Annotated in this window: 18 protein-coding genes and 1 other RNA gene; 7 read left to right on the top strand and 12 right to left on the bottom strand. The window is 37.2% G+C overall.

Annotated features, from left to right (window positions below; all coding sequences use genetic code 11):
• Positions 1–7 precede the first annotated feature (7 nt).
• From IM793_RS09720 to IM793_RS09700, 5 genes are all read left to right on the top strand, one after another.
• The gene (locus IM793_RS09720; RefSeq protein ID WP_193420833.1) at positions 8–1,588 is read left to right on the top strand and encodes a SusD/RagB family nutrient-binding outer membrane lipoprotein; all 1,581 of its coding nucleotides are present in this window, start codon (positions 8–10) and stop codon (positions 1,586–1,588) included.
• 12 nt (positions 1,589–1,600) lie between these two features.
• On the top strand, positions 1,601–3,136 hold the full coding sequence (locus IM793_RS09715; protein WP_193420831.1) for a DUF5689 domain-containing protein: 1,536 nt from the start codon (positions 1,601–1,603) through the stop codon (positions 3,134–3,136).
• A gap of 72 nt (positions 3,137–3,208) precedes the next feature.
• Entirely contained in the window at positions 3,209–4,618 is a 1,410-nt protein-coding gene (locus tag IM793_RS09710) for a calcineurin-like phosphoesterase family protein (protein WP_193420829.1), read from the top strand.
• Between the two features lie 217 nt (positions 4,619–4,835).
• Complete coding sequence (locus tag IM793_RS09705; RefSeq protein ID WP_193420827.1) at positions 4,836–5,735, top strand: glycerophosphodiester phosphodiesterase family protein; 900 nt, start codon at positions 4,836–4,838, stop codon at positions 5,733–5,735.
• 26 nt (positions 5,736–5,761) lie between these two features.
• On the top strand, positions 5,762–6,457 hold the full coding sequence (locus IM793_RS09700) for a GDSL-type esterase/lipase family protein (RefSeq protein WP_193420825.1): 696 nt from the start codon (positions 5,762–5,764) through the stop codon (positions 6,455–6,457).
• A 47-nt stretch (positions 6,458–6,504) separates the two neighbouring features.
• Here IM793_RS09700 and bioD read toward each other — a convergent pair whose 3' ends face one another.
• The 4 genes from bioD to IM793_RS09680 all read right to left on the bottom strand — a co-directional run bounded on the left by bioD (position 6,505) and on the right by IM793_RS09680 (position 9,619).
• Entirely contained in the window at positions 6,505–7,113 is a 609-nt protein-coding gene (gene bioD / locus IM793_RS09695) for a dethiobiotin synthase (RefSeq protein ID WP_193420823.1), read from the bottom strand.
• Positions 7,114–8,235 (bottom strand): pyridoxal phosphate-dependent aminotransferase family protein, encoded by a 1,122-nt coding sequence (locus tag IM793_RS09690; RefSeq protein ID WP_193420821.1) that lies wholly within the window; start codon positions 8,233–8,235, stop codon positions 7,114–7,116. It abuts the gene before it with no gap.
• Positions 8,236–8,309: 74 nt separating this feature from the next.
• Complete coding sequence (locus IM793_RS09685; RefSeq protein WP_193420819.1) at positions 8,310–8,762, bottom strand: hypothetical protein; 453 nt, start codon at positions 8,760–8,762, stop codon at positions 8,310–8,312.
• 80 nt (positions 8,763–8,842) lie between these two features.
• The gene (locus IM793_RS09680; RefSeq protein WP_086546492.1) at positions 8,843–9,619 is read right to left on the bottom strand and encodes a LexA family transcriptional regulator; all 777 of its coding nucleotides are present in this window, start codon (positions 9,617–9,619) and stop codon (positions 8,843–8,845) included.
• Positions 9,620–9,752: 133 nt separating this feature from the next.
• On the opposite strand from IM793_RS09680, the gene IM793_RS09675 reads away from it, so the two are divergent.
• A complete protein-coding gene (locus IM793_RS09675; protein WP_029275228.1) occupies positions 9,753–10,103 on the top strand; it encodes a GIY-YIG nuclease family protein in 351 nt (116 codons plus the stop codon).
• Between the two features lie 304 nt (positions 10,104–10,407).
• Here the strand turns inward: IM793_RS09675 and blaB3PEDO are convergent, their stop codons facing one another.
• From blaB3PEDO to IM793_RS09660, 3 genes are all read right to left on the bottom strand, one after another.
• A complete protein-coding gene (gene blaB3PEDO, locus IM793_RS09670; RefSeq protein WP_193420817.1) occupies positions 10,408–11,265 on the bottom strand; it encodes a PEDO-2 family subclass B3 metallo-beta-lactamase in 858 nt (285 codons plus the stop codon).
• A gap of 30 nt (positions 11,266–11,295) precedes the next feature.
• The gene (locus tag IM793_RS09665; protein WP_193420815.1) at positions 11,296–14,469 is read right to left on the bottom strand and encodes a basic secretory protein-like protein; all 3,174 of its coding nucleotides are present in this window, start codon (positions 14,467–14,469) and stop codon (positions 11,296–11,298) included.
• Positions 14,470–14,642: 173 nt separating this feature from the next.
• Positions 14,643–17,099 carry a transglycosylase domain-containing protein gene (locus tag IM793_RS09660; protein ID WP_193420813.1) on the bottom strand — a complete coding sequence of 819 codons (2,457 nt, stop codon included), beginning with the start codon at positions 17,097–17,099 and terminating at the stop codon, positions 14,643–14,645.
• A 143-nt stretch (positions 17,100–17,242) separates the two neighbouring features.
• On the opposite strand from IM793_RS09660, the gene IM793_RS09655 reads away from it, so the two are divergent.
• Positions 17,243–18,121, top strand: coding sequence for a polyphosphate kinase 2 family protein (locus IM793_RS09655; RefSeq protein ID WP_193420811.1), 879 nt, complete (start codon positions 17,243–17,245; stop codon positions 18,119–18,121).
• On the opposite strand, the gene rnpB is transcribed toward IM793_RS09655, so the two are convergent.
• From rnpB to IM793_RS09630, 5 genes are all read right to left on the bottom strand, one after another.
• An RNA gene (gene rnpB, locus IM793_RS09650) (RNase P RNA component class A) lies at positions 18,122–18,519 on the bottom strand.
• Positions 18,520–18,567: 48 nt separating this feature from the next.
• The gene (locus IM793_RS09645; RefSeq protein ID WP_193420809.1) at positions 18,568–19,026 is read right to left on the bottom strand and encodes a DUF3368 domain-containing protein; all 459 of its coding nucleotides are present in this window, start codon (positions 19,024–19,026) and stop codon (positions 18,568–18,570) included.
• A complete protein-coding gene (locus IM793_RS09640; protein WP_193420807.1) occupies positions 19,010–19,237 on the bottom strand; it encodes a UPF0175 family protein in 228 nt (75 codons plus the stop codon). The genes IM793_RS09645 and IM793_RS09640 overlap by 17 nt, the downstream gene beginning before the upstream one ends.
• A 23-nt stretch (positions 19,238–19,260) precedes the next feature.
• Positions 19,261–19,683 (bottom strand): cytochrome c, encoded by a 423-nt coding sequence (locus IM793_RS09635; RefSeq protein WP_193420805.1) that lies wholly within the window; start codon positions 19,681–19,683, stop codon positions 19,261–19,263.
• 112 nt (positions 19,684–19,795) lie between these two features.
• The gene (locus IM793_RS09630) at positions 19,796–20,443 is read right to left on the bottom strand and encodes an SCO family protein (protein WP_193420803.1); all 648 of its coding nucleotides are present in this window, start codon (positions 20,441–20,443) and stop codon (positions 19,796–19,798) included.
• Positions 20,444–20,458: the final 15 nt, after the last annotated feature.

Raw genomic sequence — 20,458 nt, 5'->3', positions numbered from 1 at the left:
TAAGAAAATGAAAAAGATTAAATATAGTATAGGTTATGCTTTCTTACTGCTGATGGGAACTTCATTTTTCTCCTGCAAGAAAGATTTCGATAAAATTAATACAGATCCGATAGGTGTACCAGAGGTTACCGCAGATAAATTGCTGGCACCTACGTTAACAAACGTGTTGGGCGCAAACTTAATACGTAACCGATCCATTAACAATGAACTCATGCAGGTTACAGTTTCTACTTTGGATGAGGTACTGGAGGGTAGAATTTACAGATATGATATCAGAAGGCAACTGTCTGATGCGATGTGGAATTCCTGGTATTCTGAATTGACAAATATAAAGGATATCAATACCATCGCCAGCAAGCCAGGTGCAATTAACACTTCCTATCAGGCGATTTCCAGAATTGCCGAAGCATGGACAATGCAGCTGCTAACAGATACCTACGGAGATGTGCCTTACATGGAAGCAAATCAAGGCAGGGCTGGTGTATTAGAGCCAGCGTTCGATAAACAAAAAGATATTTACATGTCGTTGCTGAATAAACTGGAAGAAGCCAATACGCTTTTAGCAGCAGGTCAGAAGATTGAAGCCAGCAGCGACCCGGTTTATAATGGAGATATTAGTAAATGGCGAAGATTTGGAAATTCATTGTATTTAAGGCTATTGCTTCGGATTTCAGGCAAGGCAGAAGCAAGTGCACAGGCCATAGCGAAAATTAAAGAAATCGTTGATACTAATCCAGCCAAGTATCCGATCATGACTGATAATACCCATACGGCTAAAATTCTATGGAATGGTACAAACAGTAGTACTGCTGTATATTCATCGCCATTTATGGTTAATGTTAGACCGGCAGATTTTCGTGGATCTGCCATTGTAGACTTTTTTATCAATAACCTGACTACCTGGGGTGATCCAAGAATAGATCCAACATTAGGCAAGAATGGCGTAAACAGGTGGAGTATAGCCGCGGGACCAGCAGGATATGTTGGTATACCAAGTGCTTATCCAATAGGTAGTGGAGCTCCAGCTAAACAAGCTTATTTTTACTCTGATGCTCAATCGGGAAATCCGACAAGTTTGCAAACAGATGCTTCAACAGGTGTGATGATGAATGTGGCAGAAGTTGATTTTATTTTAGCAGAAGCAGCTGCAAGAGGCTGGATCAATGGTACAGGTGAAGATTATTATTATAAAGGAATAGCTGACGGAATTAACTATTGGATGCCAGCTTTGTACGCTAACGGTAATGATGCATCAGTGAGAGCTTATGCTTTAAGAGGTGACTTCAATTGGAATAATACATTGCCATTAGACAATAAAACAGTAGGCTCAGATAGCAAGTTGGAACAAATTCACTTGCAAAAATATTATGCCTTGTTTTTAGTAGACTTTCAGCAATGGTTCGAGTACAGAAGAGTCGGTCACCCATTGCTTCCAAAAGGATCAAGCTTATTAAACGGTGGGAAAATGCCAGTTCGTTTATACTATCCAATACTTGCCCAATCAACCAATCCAACTAATTATAAAAATGTATTAACAGCACAGGGACCTGATGATGTGAATACATTGATGTGGTGGCAAAAACCTTAAATACTATTGATAATGAAAAATAAATTAAAATATTTTCTTTTGCTGGCAGTTGTGGTTATTACTTACACAAGCTGCAAAAAGGAAAACGACTATCGCTATAAATTTTCAGAAAGTGGTTTTATTTCTAACTTTGATTTAAGAAGATACTATAAAGGATCGGATCTTTCGCTCAATCCTGACGTTATAGGAGGTGCTACAAGTATAAGAGGTGTAGTCGTTTCTGATTTTAGGTCCGGGAATTCGGTAACAGGATTAATTGCTTTACAAAATAGCCGTATTAACGGCACAGCAGATTCGTTAAGGGGAATTTCATTCAATATTGGAACATCAGCTTCTGATTACATTCCAGGAGATTCGTTGCATATCAAACTGGATGGAGGAATATTAAAAAGGGTTGATGGAATTTTACAGATTACTGGTATAACAAATTCTGCAATAACCAAAATAGCATCAGGAAGAAAAATTAAATTACAGGCGGCAAATACGAGCGCTATTCTAGCCAATCCAGATCGTTATGAAAGCACTTTAGTTGCGATTAACAATGCAGTTTACGACCCGGAGCCAGCGAGTGACGTAATCTATTCAGGAGATAAAATACTAAATGATGGTTTTGGTCTTGCAACATTACGTACCAGTGCCAATGCTACTTTTGCGAATACGGCTGTTCAACCTTCAGGTAATTTCACAGGGGTAGTATACGTAACCGGCACGGGAACTTCAAAAAAGATCGAATACCGGATGCGAACTGCTGAAGACTTTTTTTATGTTCCGATGCCTAAGCTTTCTCCTGCAATTATTTCGGGATTTCTTGTAGATCCGAATTCAACCGATGGAAATTATGAATATGTTCAGTTTTTAGCAACGAAAGATATTGATTTTGCGCTTACACCATTTTCAGTTTATACCAGTAACAATGCTGGGGCCACTACTTTTCCTACGCTTGGATGGAACACAGGCGCACTTAGAACTTACAAGTTTAACCTTACTTCAGGGTCAGTTAAAAAAGGTGAGTTTTTCTATGTAGGTGGTGCTGGTCAGTGCATCAATGGGTCTGCTTCAACAGTTATACCAGCTTCAAAATGGATTTCTAGCGTGAATTACACTACAGTACCAGGCGCAGATGGTGTAGGAAATGCAACAGGTAACCTGTTAGCAAATAGCGGAAACGTTGCTGGTATTGCAATATTTGAGGGTATTAATGTTACACCAAATTCTAGTCCGTTGGATGTAATTTTTTATGGCGGTGCAAACGGTAGTTTTTATACTGCAGGCCCACCTGAGTATGGATTAAGAATTACGATCACAGACAAATTTGCTACCTATGCAGGAAAAGTTCCACAGGAATATTATGGAAAAGGAACTAATGATGTCTCTAAACGTTTCGCAGGTTTTCCGGCAGCTACAAGTTTTGCCAGGTTAGGAGGCGTTTACAAGGGCATTAAAGGCGGGTGGGAATCGGTCAGAACAATGATAAGTGTTACCTTAACCAATACCTCAGTGCTCAGTGAAATTGAGACAGGAGGCGTAACAACCTTAATTGATAAGTAAGAAACAAAAAGAAGGCCAGTAAAATTGGCCTTCTTATATATTATCAAAACTTAAGCCTTATTATTCAAAATCATGAACAGAAGATCTTTTATACAAAAATCAACCTTATTAACTTCAACAATTTTCATCAGCTTAAAATCCTTTCCATCATCTTTATTTTCGGTTGATGGATTGGTAAGCGGAATGGTGACCAGTAAAGGCAAAGCCGTGGCCGGTGTAGTCATTTCTGATGGTTACAGTGTGATACAAACCGATAAAAATGGCAATTATGAAATTAAACTTCATGAGCTGGCCCGTTTTGTTTGGATCAGTACACCTTCGGGTTATGAGTTTAAAACTGAAAGCAGCATCGCACGTCATTATTACAAACCAGATACCGCTGGTAAATTAAACTTCGACCTTAAGCCGCTAAAACAGAACGATAATAAACACAACTTTATCATTTGGGCAGACCCTCAGGTGAAGAATAAAAAAGATGTGGCGCAGATGATGGAAACTTCCGTGCCAGATACAAGAGACGTGGTGAAGAGTATGGGAAAAACACCAGTTCATGGCATCGGCGTAGGTGATTTAGTTTGGGATAATTTCGATCTTTTCCGTGCATACGATGAAGCCATAGCTAAAATAGGAATCCCATTTTTTCAGGCTTTAGGAAATCATGATCAGGATTACAGACAGGGCGGCGATGATACTTCCGATCGCACCTTTCAGGCACATTATGGGCCAACTTACTATTCTTTCAATAGGGGAAAGGCACACTATGTGGTTTTAGATGATGTACGTTACCTGGGGGTAGAAAGAACTTATGATGGTTATATCACCCCAACGCAATTAGAATGGTTGGCTAAGGATCTTCAACTGGTGCCTAAAGATGCGTTATTGATCGTTTGCCTCCATATTCCGGTACATAATTCAGTTAAAAATAATGATGATTTTTATGCTGTACTAAAAGATTTTAAAAACGTGCATATCATGTCCGGTCACACGCATTTTAATAAAAATGTAATCAAGAACGGCATTTACGAGCATAACCATGGTACCGTTTGTGGTGGCTGGTGGACAGGCCCGATCTGCGAGGATGGCACACCACGTGGCTACGGTGTTTACGAAGTAGATGGAACCAATTTAAAATGGTACTACAAATCTACCGGAAGGGATAGGAAAGAGCAGCTTGATATTTATTTAGATACCTTAACCAATCAAAAAAGATTAATCGCCAATGTTTGGAATTATGATCCTGAATGGAAAGTAGAATATTTTCTGGATGGAAAAGCAATGGGTGCATTGGTGCAGCAGGATGGATATGATCCTTTAGCTGTTAAGCTATATAAAGGCGATAAGCTGCCAAATCCAAGGCCGTTTGTAGAGCCTTGCTCAACTGATCACTTGTTCATGGCACATTTTGAACCATCAGTTAAAAAGGTAAAGGTTGTTGCTACCGATCGCTTCGGAGAAAAATTTGAGGCGGAAATTAATGCGTAAATTAGGTGTTATAGGATGGTTGTTCGACAGATTCAGGATGACCATTCAATATTTCATACATCCACTTGGTAAAAAATTAATATAGATTTAATTAACAGCGTAAGATGATCACAACTGATAACGCTATAATTGCGCAATCGTTAAATCGATAAACTATTACACTAATTGATCACACCAGATGTTATCATCTAACATCATTGCAAAACCATTCTAAAACATGAAACTAAAAAAAACAGCAGTAATTATTCTTCTGGCATCATTAGCAGTAAAATCTCAAAGTCAGGAAGTTAAATTTCCGGCATTCAGCGCAGAGGCACATCGTGGAGGGAGAGGCCTGATGCCCGAGAATACCATTCCAGCTATGCTAAACGCCATGAAAATAGAAGGAATTACCACTTTGGAAATGGATACCCACATCTCTAAAGATGGTAAAGTAGTGGTAACACATGATGATTACCTGAGCCCGGCTTTTATGCTTACGCCAGATGGAAAAGATATTCCGGTAACAGATGCCAAGAAATATCCAATTTTTGGAATGAATTACGCTGACATTAAACAGTTTGACCTCGGCACTAAATATTACGACCAATTTCCCCAACAGAAGAAGGAAAAAACACATCTTCCTTTACTTTCCGATCTGATTGATGCTGTTCAGCACGATATTAAAACCAATAAACGCAAACAGTTTTTCTACAATATCGAAACTAAATGCACCGAGAGTGGTGATGGTGTCACCAACCCTAAACCTGAAGAATTTGTTAAACTTTTGATGGATGTAATTTTAAAGAAGAAAATCGCTGACTTTGTCGTAATCCAGTCTTTCGATAAAAGGACAATTCAGATCATCCATGAAAAGTACCCAAAAATGAAAACCTCTTTTTTGGTTGCTAATAAAAAAACATACGAAGAGAATATTGCCGATTTGGGTTTTAAACCATTTATTTTAAGTCCGGTTTGGCAAATGGTAAACGAAGAACTGATAAAAAAAGCACATGCGGATGGTGTAAAAATCATTCCATGGACAGCCAATACCTTAGCCGATATTCAAAAACTAAAAGCTCTAAATGTAGATGGAATTATTTCTGACTATCCGGATATTTTAGTTCAGGCAAAATAGTATTTTCGACTTTATAAAAACAGGACATGAAAGCACTTTTAAATAAGTTATTAATCACCACTGTTGTGTTTACCTTCAGTTTCACAGCAGCTTTTGCCCAGGTGGTTAAATGGGACAGTACCTACCGTCCGGGGAAATATGTTGAGCAGGTGGCTAAGTTTAAAGCCGATCTAAAATCAAAAAAGGATATTATTTTTTTAGGTAATAGCATTACTGCCGGAACAGATTGGGCTAAACTTTTAGATCTTCCACAAGCAAAAAACAGAGGGATTTCTGGTGATATTACTTTTGGTGTGTTAGAACGTTTGCAAGATGTGATTGATGGTAAACCCGAAAAAATTTTTATCCTGATAGGCATAAATGACATCTCCAGGAATATTCCGGATAGTGTGATCTTAAGGAATTATAAAACAATGATCGCCAGAATCAGAAAAGGATCGAAGAAAACAAAAATTTATTTCAATACACTTTTGCCTGTGAATGCTGCTTTCGAAAAGTTTAAAAACCACTATGGCAAGGACGAACATATTTTGTGGCTGAATGATGAGATCAGGAAATTTACAGCTAAAAATGTAACAGTTATTGATTTGTATCCAAATTTTACCGATCAGGACAAACATTTAAGGGCAGAACTTACCAAAGATGGTTTACATCTAATTCCTGCCGGATATCAGGTTTGGGCCGATTTTCTTAAAAAGTCTGGTTATTTAACTGAGAGATAATATGATTTGGAAAGAAGTCAAGTTTCAAAAACTTGACTTCTTGGAAATTAAATAAAAAGGTTTTGGCCAGCTGCTTTCACTTTTTCTTTATCAATATTACTAAAGCTGGGTATACTGCCTAGCTTTTTTATTTTGGCATATTGGAGAATGTATCTTTCGGTTTCCGTATTCTCCTCACCATTAAATATGATGCCTTTAACAGGAATTTTGTATTGTTTAAGCAGATTGACAGATAAAAGCGTATGGTTAATGCTGCCTAAATAATTTTGCGAAACCAATATCACTTCTACTTCCAGTTTTCTGATCAGGTCGATAATCAGTTCATCTTCATTTAAGGGTACCATTAAACCACCAGCGCCTTCAATAATTAAGTTATTATCAGTTAAAGGAGTATTGATTTTATCGAGATCGATGTCAATACCATCTAATCTCGCTGATAAATGCGGTGATAGTGGTTGTGTTAATCTGTAGCTTTCGGGATGGATGATGGTTTTTGCGTTACTAATTAAACGATCTATTGTTATGCTATCGCTCGTATCTAAATCACCCGATTGGATCGGTTTCCAATAATCGGCTTTCAGTTTTTCGGTTAAAATAGCGCTTACTAATGTCTTTCCTATGCCTGTTCCGATGCCTGTGACAAAATATTTATTCATTTAATTTAATTCTTTAAGATGATTAACCAATGAAATAATTTCTTCATCGGTATTAAAGGTATGCAAGCAGATTCTGAGCCTTTCTTTACCTAGCGCTACTGTTGGACTTAATATTGCCCGGACATCGAAACCTTTGCTCTGCAGCGTTGTAGCAGCTAGTTTAGTAGTTTCATTTGATGAAAATAAAATACCCTGAATAGTACTTTCGCTATCAAGGGCATTGATGTTTTGTTCTTTTAAGGTGTTTCTGAACAGTGCAATTTTTTGATGAATCAACTGAGGATCAGTTTTATTTAGGTATTGGTATGCCGATCTAACTGCAGCAATATTATGAATGGGAGCAGCTGTGGTGTAAATGAACGACCTGGCAAAATTAATTAAGTAATGACGTAAGTTTTTACTTCCTAAAACAATAGCTCCATGTACGCCTAAGGCTTTTCCAAAAGTTACAATGCGTGCAAATACTTTACTGGTTAAATTAAGGTGATTGATTAATCCCCGACCGTTTGCACCAAAAACGCCTGTAGCATGAGCTTCATCTACAATCAGGTTGGCCTGGTAGCGCTCGCAAAGATTCGATATCGCTATTAACGGTGCAATATCTCCATCCATTGAATAAACACTTTCTACTACTACAAATATGTTTCCTTTCGCCAGTTTTAGTTTATTTTCAAGATCGTTTATGTCGTTATGAATAAATTTATAACGTGTAGCGTGACTTAATCTACAGCCGTCTATAATACTCGCATGAATCAATTCGTCAGTAATAATGGTGTCGCCGCGTTGCGGGATACTTGATAATAATCCTATATTGGCATCATAACCAGAGTTAAAGATTAACCCATTTTCAGCCAGATGAAAATCGGCAATAAACTGTTCGGTTTCTTCAGTAAATTTAGTATTTCCACTTAACAGTCTCGAACCACCAGCACCATTCAGATAATCGGGCATTGAAGCCAGGGTAGTGTTGATTAAATGTTTTAATTCACCAGATCTGGCAAAACCTAAATAATCATTAGAACAAAAATCAACAGGAGGGATGTTGGTCGATAAGTTCCTGATCGAAAGATTATCTCTTCGTTCCTGAAGTTTACCGTTAAGAAACTGTTCAATTTTGCTCATTGGTCAAAAGTAAAAAAAGCGTCCCGAATAATCGAAACGCTTTCAAAAATATAATTAATTACTATTTGTACTATTTATCCTTGTGCAGGAGGATTGGAAACTACGGGTGCTTTGTCTTTTTTGCCTCTGCCACCCATTCCTTTTCTCATTTTCTCACCTTTTTCTCTGGCCTCAGCACGGAAAGCATCCATTTTAGTTTTCTGATCTGAAGTTAAAACCGCATCAACTTTAGCTTTTTGTTCATCTATTGCAGCTTTGCGTTCTTTCATTTTGCCTTTCATGTCGCTGTGATCGGCAGATCTCCAGGCTTCCATTTTCTTTGCGTTTTCTAACTCAATAGCGTAGATTTTAGTTTTTTGATCAGCGGTTAGGCTGAGCTGTTTCTCTAATCTGGAAGTTACCTTTTCTGCTCTTTGTTCGGCAGTCATCTTAGGCATTGCCCTTCTTGCTCGTCTCGTCGTGTCTTGAGCAAATGCAGCGGTTAATCCCATTACTGCAATTGCTATTGTTAAAATTGCCTTTTTCATGTTATGTTTATTTATGTGTTTGTTAAATTGATAGATACATAAAAACACAAACAGTTTAATCGGCATTTGTTAAAAAAATGTTAATTTTTATTTAACTGAGAGATTGATTTCTGCATTTGTGCCATCATTTGGGTAAGCGTTTCCATTGTAGGGTCTGGTGCAGGTTCAGGTAAGGAGGTAGAGATATATGCTTTAGCTTTCCAGATTTCCAGAATATCATCGGCAGCAATTGTATAAGCATCGTACACCTTATTATCTGATATCAATTTCAAATCTTTATTCTCTCTGAAACGGTTACCCGCTCTTTTATATACTACGCCTTCATTTTTGCTAATTACGATATAGGTTTCGCCAGTTTTTACTTCATTCCAGTTATCAAGATACTCACCAATAATTACACTTCCTGGTTGAACAGGCAACATACTATCGCCCATAATTTCAAAAGCCCTGAAGGTACCTTGTCTTAATGCAGCCAGTGGAAGTTGAAATTTAGGTAGGTCGCTGATATATTGAGGATCTGAAAAACCATTCAGATAACCAGCACTCGCTTTAACTGGAACCAGTTCAATATTTTCGCGATCGTTCTGATCGACAGAAATACTCAGCACCCTAAGGTTAGATCCCTGGCTTTTTGGCTTCGGTTTCCAGCTGTCAGATATTTTCTCATTGATGAATTCATCGATGGTAAGATCAAAGTATTCGGCTATTTTTTTTAGCAAATCATATTTAGGTTCCGCCCGGTCTTCCTCGTAAGCCCCGATGAGCGACCTCTTGATTTCCATAATATCAGCGAAATTCTGCTGTGTATGGCCTTTTTTCTTCCTGAGGTACTTTAAATTATTTGAAATATTTGACATAAAAATAAATTTTAAAATAAATTTGGAATTACTAAAATAGTTAGTAATTTTATGCTCATAAAGTTAGTAATATTATTTTGATTTGCAAGAGGGTATACTAAATAGTTTAGTTTTAAGTTTTAAACATAAGATCATGAAAAAGTTTGTTTATATCGTTACCGACAGAAATCGTACAAGTATGCACGTGGGCATGAGCTCTGATTTAATGAAGACACTGGATTTCTACAAACAGATGCCAAACTTGTTTTTTGATAATGGACAGCAATTAACCCGCCTGGTTTATTTTGAAGAGTTTAAAACAGAAGCACAGGCTTTGCTGCGTTTCAAATCAATTAGCCGGTTTACACGTATGCAAAAAGAACGTTTGGTAAGATCTTGCAATCCAGATTGGATTGATTTAACTATAGGCCTCGATTTCGAAAATATTCTCTTGCATCGGAATATAAGCAATCAGGTTAAACTATCATTTACGAGTTTATCTTAGCTGCCTGTTTAAAAATAGAATTATTTGCTATGTCAGTCTGAGCGTAGTAGAAGATCATTTCAACGCATTAATAAAAGCAAACCATGACAGAATCTATTATTACGGCCGTCATCCGATAGCTATCGGATTTCGCGCAGGCGGGAATCTTAAAGCGCTTGCATTACGATTATTCATAAGTTTCCCTTGTTTTAAAGGTATTCATGAGCACTCCTTGGTTCCCAATCAAGTTGGGAATGACGATTCCTCACAGCCTATAAAAAAGCGATTATTGATATTTTAATCGCTTTAACAAGTTAGGAAAAGTCTAATTTTTTATTTTTTCGAGGAAATCATTTTCCAAATCCCGAAGATTTTCAAAAAAAACACTTTTATCCATAAACACTTTCGGATTATAAGGATCTCCTGATTTACGTTTTTCATGGAGATCAAATTGACTTGCGTGAGAGGCAACCCAAAGATCAAAATCAAGCTTTTTCATTGCTTTAAAAGTTTCAGTATAATCTTTTTGAATATCTTTATAAGATGCTATTTCTGAAAATTTTCTATCAACAATTATGGATGGCATATTGGCAATCAAAATTTTGTAGCTAGAATTTTTATCTTTCGTATCAAATATAAAACTACACGATCCTTTAGTATGCCCGGGATGATGAAGCATTGTTAAAATAGTGCTGCCTAATTTAATTTTATCGTCATTCTTCAATAGGAAATCAGGTTTTACGGGTTTGAAACTTACACCATATTTCCCAAACTCATAATCCGATTTTCCTCCGGTTTCAAGAACATCCGCGTCTTTCTCATCTACATATAGTTTTGCGCCTGTTTCTTTTTTAATTTCAGCCATAGCGCCTAAATGATCAAAATGGGCCTGGGTTAAGAGCAAAATTTTGATTGATTTATAATCGAAGCCCAAAGCTTTTATATTTTCTTTTATTATCGAAAGCGAATTAGCTAAACCCGTATTTATTAATATATTTCCTTTTTCCGTTACAATTAAATAGGAAGCTAAATCATAAGTGCCAACATAATATAGATTACCTGCAATTCTAAATGGCTCTGTAGCCTGAGACCATTCTTTTGGATTATTAGCTGGCTCTGTTACTGTTTGAGCATAACACAGCATGCTGCAAGAAAATAAAAGCAGTAAAAATATTTTTTTCATATGCAATTTCGAAATTTAATTATTTTCTTTTTACCATCCCGGTGCAAAGGTTAAACCGAATACTCCGGTTTTAACATCCTTTCTTTGAAAAGGAATTGCATAGTAAGGTTCTAAAACAAAATAGCCAAAAACGTTTACCCTTAATGATATACCAACACTAATTGCTGGTACACGTTCTGTTGTAGACTGAAAGGTAACCGGTTTACCCTTTTCATCAAAAACGGGTTGTTTATTATCATCTAAAACAGGTTCAGTAGTATAAGTTGGTTCACTTTTAAATTTCACTTTGGTATCGTTCGTCCATGCCAATCCTGCATCGAAGAATAAATTCAGGTCAGAGAATAAAAACTTAGAAGGTATAGCAGCTAATTTTTTAGGCCCTGTAAATGGCAAGCGGACTTCGAAATTAAATACAGCAATTTTACTTCCAGTTAATTGGTTAATATCGAAAGATTCTGATGATTGTGCGGAAGTACTTTTGTAAATTGAGTTTGATTCATAACCCCTAATCAGGTATGGATAACCAAGATACATTGGATAAAGCCTGTCTGCATCTTTACCGATCCTTAAAGTATTATAACTTCTTACAGCAAATGTTACTGGCTTAGCTCTCCAATATTTACGAAGGTCTGCCGTTACGCCAGCAAAATTATAAGTACCCAAATATTTTTCGCCACTTACACGATATCTGAAACCGTCAAGTGGACCAGTAAGGCCAAAGATTGAGTTATCGCCTACAAAACCAGCGTTTAATTGATATAATGTAAAAGAATTAAAAGGAATACCATAATCCTGAGAAGCAACATCGTTGGAAATCCTGCTTTTATTTGAACCTATGTAGTTGCCAACCGAATTATAATAATTGCTATATCTATCAACTCTGTAACTATAATGCGAAAATGAACCGCCCAACTCAAAACGGTGTATTTTACTAAATGGATAAGCACCAAAAACCTGAAACTGATCTTCAAAGGTTCTGATAATGTCTGTTCTGTCTGCCAAGGCTTTAACAGTTGTATTATCTCCTGTAGGGAGATTTTCATAGCCGTAAGACCTGAAACCAGATACATAAGGAATATGCGAAACAGCTGCACCCCAGTTTATTCTGCTTTTCTGATTGATATAACCCACCAAACCACCAAAGTCATAAATTTCTCCATTTACGGATAGGTTTGCTATGATCTGGTTGGTGCCTAATATATCGCTAAACATTCCTACTATACCACCAGAAACACCGGTTCCGAAACGGCTGGTTGAAACACCAACACCGCTATTTGCTAAATAATCTAATCTGAATTTTGGTTTGTAAGGTACCGTTTTCATCGAATCGGCCACTATTTTCTCGAAACGGTCAAAATTATTTAAATTAGAGTTGATGATGTTTACACCAATGTTTTCCATTGGAGGAAGTATAGCGGCATCGAAATTTTCTTCCTGGTTACCAATTCTTTTCGCTTTAAAGCTGCTTAACTTAGCATTATATAAGGTATAACGCTGGTAACGGTAATAGCTATATACAATATCATCTGTTGTTGACACCGAAATGGCTGGCGAAAACTCGGTAATTCCACTAATCCCGGTAAAATAATCGGTTAACTGATCAACAGTATTATCAGAGAAATTGTATTTGTATAAATTCCTAAAACCATCTCTGTTAGACAGGAAATAGATGTTCTGACTGTTAGCCGAAAATTGTGCGTTCAGGTTATTCGCTCCAGGAAAAACACCCAAATTACTTACCGTTTTAGCCGCAATATCGTAAACGGCAAGGTTTATAGGCAACACTGCGTTAATTACATTGGCCTGAATTGCGGCTCGATCTGATGAAAACACCAGTTTTTTACCATCAGGCGAATAACTTGGTGCATAATCAGAATATACATCATCGGTAATCTGCGTAACTGCTTTGGTATCGAGGTTGTAAGAGAAAATATCACTTTGTCCTTCAACCATTCCTGAAAATGCGATATCTTTTCCATTTGGCGACCAGGTTAAATTACCAAATTGCTGCACCTGTGCCATTGGTGTTTGAGATACAGTAGTTCCGTTTGAAACATTAATAATCATCATCTGGTTTTTACCATGACTGAAGATACTAAAGGCAAATTGTTTACTATCCGGCGACCATGCACCGGCTGACTCTATAAAGTTAAAGTCATCAATATGGCCATTAGAAATCTGGCTACTCAACTTTCTGATAATTCTCCCGGTTTTGGCATCTGCGAGAAATAAATCTATACCAAAAAGGTCTTTTTCAGACATAAATGCTAAATACTTTCCATCAGGACTAAGGGCAGGGGCCACGTTCATGTTTCCTGCATTCTTATTATCTATGATTTTCGTACCTGTAATTTTAATCTGAGAGCTATCCGCTTTTAACATTGGCTTGTAGTGCGCATCGATAGAGTTTTTCCAAAGACCAGATAATGTTTTATCGTCGTAACCAAATGTATATCGGATGGCATTTTCGTAACCATATTTTGCAGTATTCTTAAATAAAGGAACAATGGTGGTATCACCATATTGCGAACCGATATAAGTCCAGAAGGCCTGACCATAACGGTAAGGAAAGTATTTGTTGGAGTTGGTTAAATCTTTTAACGAAGGAATATCACGATTTAACATAGCATCGCGCATCCACATTGAAGTAAATGCGTCTTTTTTCCCAATTGATAAATACTCGGCCATCCCTTCAACCATCCATAGTGGTGTCTGTCCAACATTTTCTAAACTAATGGAATCTTTTTCCAGTAGAAGGTGATACTGAAAAGCATGAACAAGCTCGTGACCTAAAACGTGCCTTGTTTGGCTATTGAGTTCCATAACAGGCATAATTACCCTGTTTTTTAGTGCCTCTGTAACCCCGCCGGTACCAATTCCAATTTCTCCGTTAAGCACTGTAGTTTGCTGAAAATCAGGATGGTTATTATATAGAATAATTGGATTTTTCTTTAAAAAGGTATCTCTAAAAACTTCCTGATGCATTTTGTACCAGGTTTCAGCATCTTGCGAAAAACGTTTTAAAAGTTTCTCATTTTTAATATAATAATAGATCTCAAAATGGGGCGTCTGCAAAACTTTAAAGTCGAGTTTTTTATACCTTACCTTGTTTTGTCCGAAATATTGGGCCTTAACAGAAAAAGAAAGAATAAGCAGGAGCAATAAAGAAGAATATCGCCTTAATAAAGTAGAGCCTATTTTCATATGTGTGGATTTAGTAATGATTGTTCAATAATTTACGAAAATGAAATGGTAAAAAATCTGGAAATAAAAGTAGCAATTGTTTAAAAGAGTATTAAAAATTTAACACTTTTTAAAATTCCACTGCCTATTTTACACAGGCAGTGAGCTACTTTGGTTTATTTCGGTCCAAAAAACTATTGCTGATTGTTATCTTCGTTTTTCTTTTTTTCCTTTTCTTCCTGACGTTGTTTTCTCCGAAGTTCACGTTCCTCTTTTCTGGTTAGTGGCACAGTAGGGGTAACGGGATTTTGAGCAGGCTCTGTCTTATTTTCTTCTTTTTTAACTTCGGGTTCATTGTTTACCGGTTCCGTAGTAACGGGTACTTCGGCAGGAACGGTAAAATCGGTAGAATCAACGGTTACGCTGTCAGTTGATGTTGTATCCCTGATAATTCTTGGACTAGGGCAATTGTAAGTGCGGGTAATATCAACTGTTGCTTTAGGGAAGGGCCCATAAGTATATCCTGATTTCGGATCGAGGTAAACTTTTTCCATAAACTTAGCAAAAATTGGCAGGGCAGTTCTCGATCCTTCACCTTGCTCGCCATTTTTAAAGTGGGCTGTTCTTTCATCACAACCTACCCAAACACCAGTCACCAGATCTTTGGTTAAGCCCATGTACCAGGCATCCACATAATCAGAAGAAGTACCGGTTTTACCACCAATCTGGTTATTTTTCTTAAACAGGTCAGGCCATTCCCATAAGGCCTGGGAAGTACCTTCAGGTTCTTCCATACCACCACGGAACATATAGGTCATTAACCAGGCAATTTCTTCAGTTAAAACACGTTTGGTTTTTGGTTTAAATTCATCTATTAAATTGTTATCCTGATCGGTAATTTTCTCTACTAAAATGGGATCGGTTTTAATCCCTTTATTCATGAAAGTTGCGTAAGCTTTTACCATCTCGTAAACGGTAACATCATTTGACCCTAAACTTACCGATGGTACAGATTCTAAATGGCTATCAATACCACATTCGTGTGCATATTTAACCACGTTATCCCAGCCCACCTTTTCGGTTACCTGGGCAGTAATGGTATTCACTGATTTTGCCATGGCCCAGCGTAAGCTCATTTCGCGGTAGGAAACACTATAATCGGCATTTTTTGGTTCCCAATATTTCGTTTCGCCTTTATCCTGGTAAGCAATTTTAACAGGCTTATCGGTAAATTTATCACAAGGACTCATGCCTTGTTCTAAAGCGGTTAAATAAGCAAATGGTTTAAAAGTAGAACCCGCCTGGCGTTTAGATTGATTTACGTGATCGTATTTGAAAAACTTATGGTCTATACCACCCACCCAAACTTTAATTTTTCCGCTTGCAGGCTCCATGGTCATCATTCCCGTATTCATGATTTTTCCGTAATAACGGATCGAATCTAAAGTAGAGAATAAAGTATCGCGATCGCCTTTATAAGTGAAAATCTGCATTCTTTTCTTTTTATTGAAATAGGCGATAACAGAATCTGGATTGTTGGGAAACTTCTTTTGCAAAAGTGAATAAATCGGAAGGTTTTTCATCGCACGGTCGGGGTAATCAACCTTTTGTTTTTCCGAATCGTACCAGGGATCTTCCTTGCCCCAAACACTATAAAACCTGCGTTGCAAAATCCTCATCTCATCGGCAACTGCTTCTTCGGCATAACCCTGCAATCGTGAATCGATGGTCGTGTAAATTTTCAATCCATCTTCATAAAGGTCGTAACCATTATCAGTACACCATTTCTCTAAATATTTTGCCACAGCTGCCCTTAAATAAGAGTCACCATCACTGCCATCCTGCATTTTACCTTCTTTCAGTTTAACAGGCTCTTTTGATAATTGTGTTAAACTATCCTTGCTGAGGTATTTGTACTTGTTCATTTGCGCAAGCACTACATTTCTTCTTTCCAAAGCCTTTGCAGGATTTTTAGTTGGATTGTATAAGGTTGTTCCTTTTAACATCCCCACAAGCATAGCTGCATCTGTAGTGGCTAAATCTTTTGCTTCTTTATCAAAGTAAATCCGGCTGGCCGTTTTTATGCCATAGGTATTATTACCGAAAGAAACGGTATTCAGATACATGGTAATGATATCATTTTTAGAATAGTTGGCTTCTAACTTTACAGCTGTCATCCATTCCTTTAGTTTTACTATTAAGGTTCTAACTAAAGGTATTTTAATCAATAATCCCTGCGATTTATTATAACGTGTGCGGTAGAGGTTTTTTGCCAGCTGTTGGGTAATGGTACTGGCTCCGCCATCCTTTCCCAAACCAATAACTGCGCGGCCAACTGCCTGCACATCGATACCCCAATGTTTATAAAAACGCACGTCTTCAGTAGCAACCAGAGCATGTATTACACTAGGTGAAATATCATTATAATTTACAGGCGTTCTGTTTTCTTTAAAATATCTGCCAATCAGTTTTCCATCTGCAGTGTAAAGTTCAGAGCCAACACGCAGGGTAGGTGCTTTAATATCCCGAACACTTGGTGAGTAGCCAAATAGCCACAAAAAATTTAATTGCAGGGCAGAAAAGAAAATTATTATAAAAAATAAAAATATTGTAGAATAACGTAAGTACTTGTTCTTTATCTCTTTAAACATATTGGATAAGATGATCTTTAGGTAAAAGCTGTGGCGTTAAATATAAAAAACTCTCTATGCAAATTAACGTATTTAATTTACTTATTTTTTAGTTCTATATTTAAATTATCGATGCATCGATTTATCTAAAATAATACATGATTATGAAGAACGAATTTAAAGGATTAATTGTACAAGGAGGTGAGAAATTTTCTTTAAAAAATCATAAAACTGATTTTACCGGTAGTTATAACAAAGAAAAAGCTAAAGATGCATTGGTGAATTCGAAAATAGAATTAAACCATTTACAGGAGAAATTATATGCCTCAGGCAAACATTCTGTTCTGATCATTTTTCAGGCGATGGATGCTGCTGGTAAAGACAGTGCCATTGAGCACGTTATGAGCGGACTAAATCCGCAGGGATGCCAGGTTTATAGTTTTAAAGTTCCTACACCAGAAGAATATGAACACGATTTTTTGTGGAGACATTATAAAGCTTTGCCAGAACGCGGTAGAATAGGTATTCATAACCGTTCGCATTACGAAAACGTTTTGGTTTGTAAGGTTCATCCCGAATATATTCTGAGCGAAAATATCCCAGGTTTTGATGATGTTAAAGAGATCGGCAAAAGTTTTTGGCAGCAGCGCTACAATAGCATCAAAAGTTTTGAAGAGCATTTAACCGCTAATGGAACGGTAATTTTAAAGTTCTTTTTAAATGTGAGCCAGGATGAGCAAAAACAACGCTTTTTAGAACGTATTGATGATCCTACCAAAAACTGGAAATTCTCATCAGGTGATATTAAAGAAAGGGCTTTGTGGGATAAATATATGGATGCGTATGAAGATGCAATCAATGCAACAAGTACAGAAGAATCACCCTGGCACATTATACCCGCTGATAAAAAATGGTTTACCCGGCTGGCTATTAGTGAGATTATTGTAGAAAAGTTAAAAAGTTTAGATCTTGAATTTCCGGTACTTGGAGAGGAAGAAACAGCTAAACTGAGTGAAACCAAGCGTATTTTGCTAAGTGAATAAAAAAAATGCAGGCCTATAAGCCGGGTTCTGTTTCCTGATTGCTCAGGCTTCTATCATTTATCCAGTATAAACGTTGCCGTTTATCTCTAACGACCTACCCACTAACATCGGACGGGCAGCCCTTTATCCCGGCATAAAGTAGGGATGTTAGCCTATTTGGTCTTTCAACTCCCGGGGTTTACAAACCACTGCAGTCGCCTGCAATGCTCGTGCGCTCTTACCGCACGTTTTCACCCTTACTCCGACATAAGCCAGAGCGGTATATTTTCTGCTGCACTAATCCGTAATTCAGGTTTTCATTCCTGAATCCCTTTCCGTTAGAAAGCGGGATGCCCTGCGTTGCCCGGACTTTCCTCTCTTCCGATTTTATTCGAAACAGCGATAGAACAGCCTGCATTTTGCGCAAATATGGGTTTTTTATTCATATTATCCGAATTTGCATCATACTATTCATTTGCCAATGCATATATTTCATCCAGCACTTTTTTAGAAAATCTAAAATTTGTCTGTTGTATTTTTTGGAAAATAGGTTTAACTGAATTAATCAGTCCGAAATTTTTTGCTTTTAGAATTATACCTAAAGTGCCTGTATAAAGAAGGTTGAACCGCTCAGCTGCTTTTCTACCTTTATTATCATCTAAAATAAGAAGTGAACTTTCTGATTCCATGGCTAATGCAATAGCACTTGCTTCACCAGGATCAATATCGAGAGAATTTTGAAAGGAAATGTTATTTGGAGTTCTGATCTCGATCCATTCAGGTAAAGGAGACCCAAATTCTGCAGCAATGGTAGTTGTTGTGATGATTTTTGAGAAAAGTAATTTTAAAAGGCCTAGTTCTCCAATTTTTTCCAGCAGAATGAAGCAACTAGTGTCAGCAATTACTACTTCATATTTTTTCTGCATCACTTAACATTTCTGAAACAGGGTAGTTAAGTATTGAAACGCCATAATCCGAAAGCAATTCTACAAAAGTACGTTTGGATAGGCCTACCATAGATGCTGCTTGACCTAGTGATAATTTTCCAGACTCATATAGCTTTGCAGCGATAAACCGCACGGTATCATGCTCATGTTCGCCTAAGCTATCTGGAACTTGTAAGGTTATCGTTGTCATAGTTTAAATATACGAAATAATATTTATTTACAATTCTGCAAATCTTTTGAAACCTTCGAATAAGGTACAAAGCCTTGCTTGTTGCCAAACGAATTGGTAATGAAAACCATTACCTGTGCCACATCAATATCAGCCAATTCAGGGAAAGCCGGCATTTTTTCTTTGTATTCCTGACCATGAATGATCAAAGATTCGTTTGCACCGTTTTTAATAAAACAGGCTAAACGAGCTTTATTTGCTTTTAGAAATACCGAATCGGTAAGTGGGGGAGCAAGTTTACCTAATCCTTCGCCGTTTACACCATGGCAGTTTTGGCATTTGGCTTTATAAATATCTTTTCCGTTCGACATGTAATTTTGCAGATCGATGGTTTCCTGGTTTTGACAGGAAATGATTACTGCGATAACAGAAAGCAAAAAGATAGAATTGATGATGTATTTGCGCATGGATTTTTTGTTAAAAATCGTCATTTCGAGCGGAATGAAATGGAGTCGAGAAATCTATAACGATAGATCTCTCCATTCCACTACGTTTCAGTCGAGATGACGACTTATATAATTACTTTTTATATTCGGCCAACAAAACGGGAATATCTTTTTTCAACTGCTCTACCTGATCTTCTTTGGTGCCATCGTAAGCACCGCGGATGCGTCTGTCTTTATCAATTAAAACCAGGTAACCCTGGTGGATATAACCATCTTTAGCAGTACTGTCTTCGCCAACTGCCACTAAGTAGTTTTTTTCGGCCAAAGTGTATACGCTATCTTTTGTACCATAAAGAAATTGCCATTTCGGGCCATCAACGCCTAATTTTTGAGCATACTTTTTCAAAACATGAGGTTTGTCGTATTTAAAATCAATTGTGTGTGATACAAACATTACATCTGGATTGCTTTTAAAGTCATTATAAACCGTCATTAAGTTACGGTGCATGGTAGGACAAATGGTGGTGCAGGAAGTAAAAAAGAAATCGGCCACATAAACTTTGCCATCCGTTGACTTATTGGTCGTTACAACACTATCCTGGTTTAAGAAAGACCAAGCAGGAATCGTTTGGTAAACCGTATCAATTTTTTCTACGCCTGCAGCATCTTTAACGGTTTCTGCATGGCGCTCGCCATAAAATGGAAGTTTTCTTTCTTGTTTGCAAGATGCGAATAATAAACCTACGCTTATAAGGATTGTGATATAGCTGATATTTTTCATTGTATTATAATTGAT

This window comes from Pedobacter sp. MR2016-19, from assembly GCF_014947265.1.
In the GTDB taxonomy this organism is placed as follows: Bacteria; Bacteroidota; Bacteroidia; order Sphingobacteriales; family Sphingobacteriaceae; genus Pedobacter.
This window is presented reverse-complemented; position numbering and strand designations above follow the sequence as displayed.

Bases quoted from the DNA above. Each gene is read 5' to 3' on its own strand.
- IM793_RS09685 (WP_193420819.1), bottom strand. From the start codon at position 8,762: ATGAAAAAGGCAATTTTAACAATAGCAATTGCAGTAATGGGATTAACC.
- IM793_RS09700 (WP_193420825.1), top strand. From the start codon at position 5,762: ATGAAAGCACTTTTAAATAAGTTATTAATCACCACTGTTGTGTTTACC.
- IM793_RS09660 (WP_193420813.1), bottom strand. From the start codon at position 17,099: ATGTTTAAAGAGATAAAGAACAAGTACTTACGTTATTCTACAATATTT.
- IM793_RS09665 (WP_193420815.1), bottom strand. From the start codon at position 14,469: ATGAAAATAGGCTCTACTTTATTAAGGCGATATTCTTCTTTATTGCTC.
- IM793_RS09705 (WP_193420827.1), top strand. From the start codon at position 4,836: ATGAAACTAAAAAAAACAGCAGTAATTATTCTTCTGGCATCATTAGCA.
- IM793_RS09640 (WP_193420807.1), bottom strand. From the start codon at position 19,237: ATGACAACGATAACCTTACAAGTTCCAGATAGCTTAGGCGAACATGAG.
- IM793_RS09675 (WP_029275228.1), top strand. From the start codon at position 9,753: ATGAAAAAGTTTGTTTATATCGTTACCGACAGAAATCGTACAAGTATG.
- IM793_RS09630 (WP_193420803.1), bottom strand. From the start codon at position 20,443: ATGAAAAATATCAGCTATATCACAATCCTTATAAGCGTAGGTTTATTA.
- IM793_RS09715 (WP_193420831.1), top strand. From the start codon at position 1,601: ATGAAAAATAAATTAAAATATTTTCTTTTGCTGGCAGTTGTGGTTATT.
- blaB3PEDO (WP_193420817.1), bottom strand. From the start codon at position 11,265: ATGAAAAAAATATTTTTACTGCTTTTATTTTCTTGCAGCATGCTGTGT.
- IM793_RS09710 (WP_193420829.1), top strand. From the start codon at position 3,209: ATGAACAGAAGATCTTTTATACAAAAATCAACCTTATTAACTTCAACA.
- IM793_RS09645 (WP_193420809.1), bottom strand. From the start codon at position 19,026: ATGCAGAAAAAATATGAAGTAGTAATTGCTGACACTAGTTGCTTCATT.
- IM793_RS09635 (WP_193420805.1), bottom strand. From the start codon at position 19,683: ATGCGCAAATACATCATCAATTCTATCTTTTTGCTTTCTGTTATCGCA.
- IM793_RS09680 (WP_086546492.1), bottom strand. From the start codon at position 9,619: ATGTCAAATATTTCAAATAATTTAAAGTACCTCAGGAAGAAAAAAGGC.
- IM793_RS09690 (WP_193420821.1), bottom strand. From the start codon at position 8,235: ATGAGCAAAATTGAACAGTTTCTTAACGGTAAACTTCAGGAACGAAGA.
- IM793_RS09720 (WP_193420833.1), top strand. From the start codon at position 8: ATGAAAAAGATTAAATATAGTATAGGTTATGCTTTCTTACTGCTGATG.
- bioD (WP_193420823.1), bottom strand. From the start codon at position 7,113: ATGAATAAATATTTTGTCACAGGCATCGGAACAGGCATAGGAAAGACA.
- IM793_RS09655 (WP_193420811.1), top strand. From the start codon at position 17,243: ATGAAGAACGAATTTAAAGGATTAATTGTACAAGGAGGTGAGAAATTT.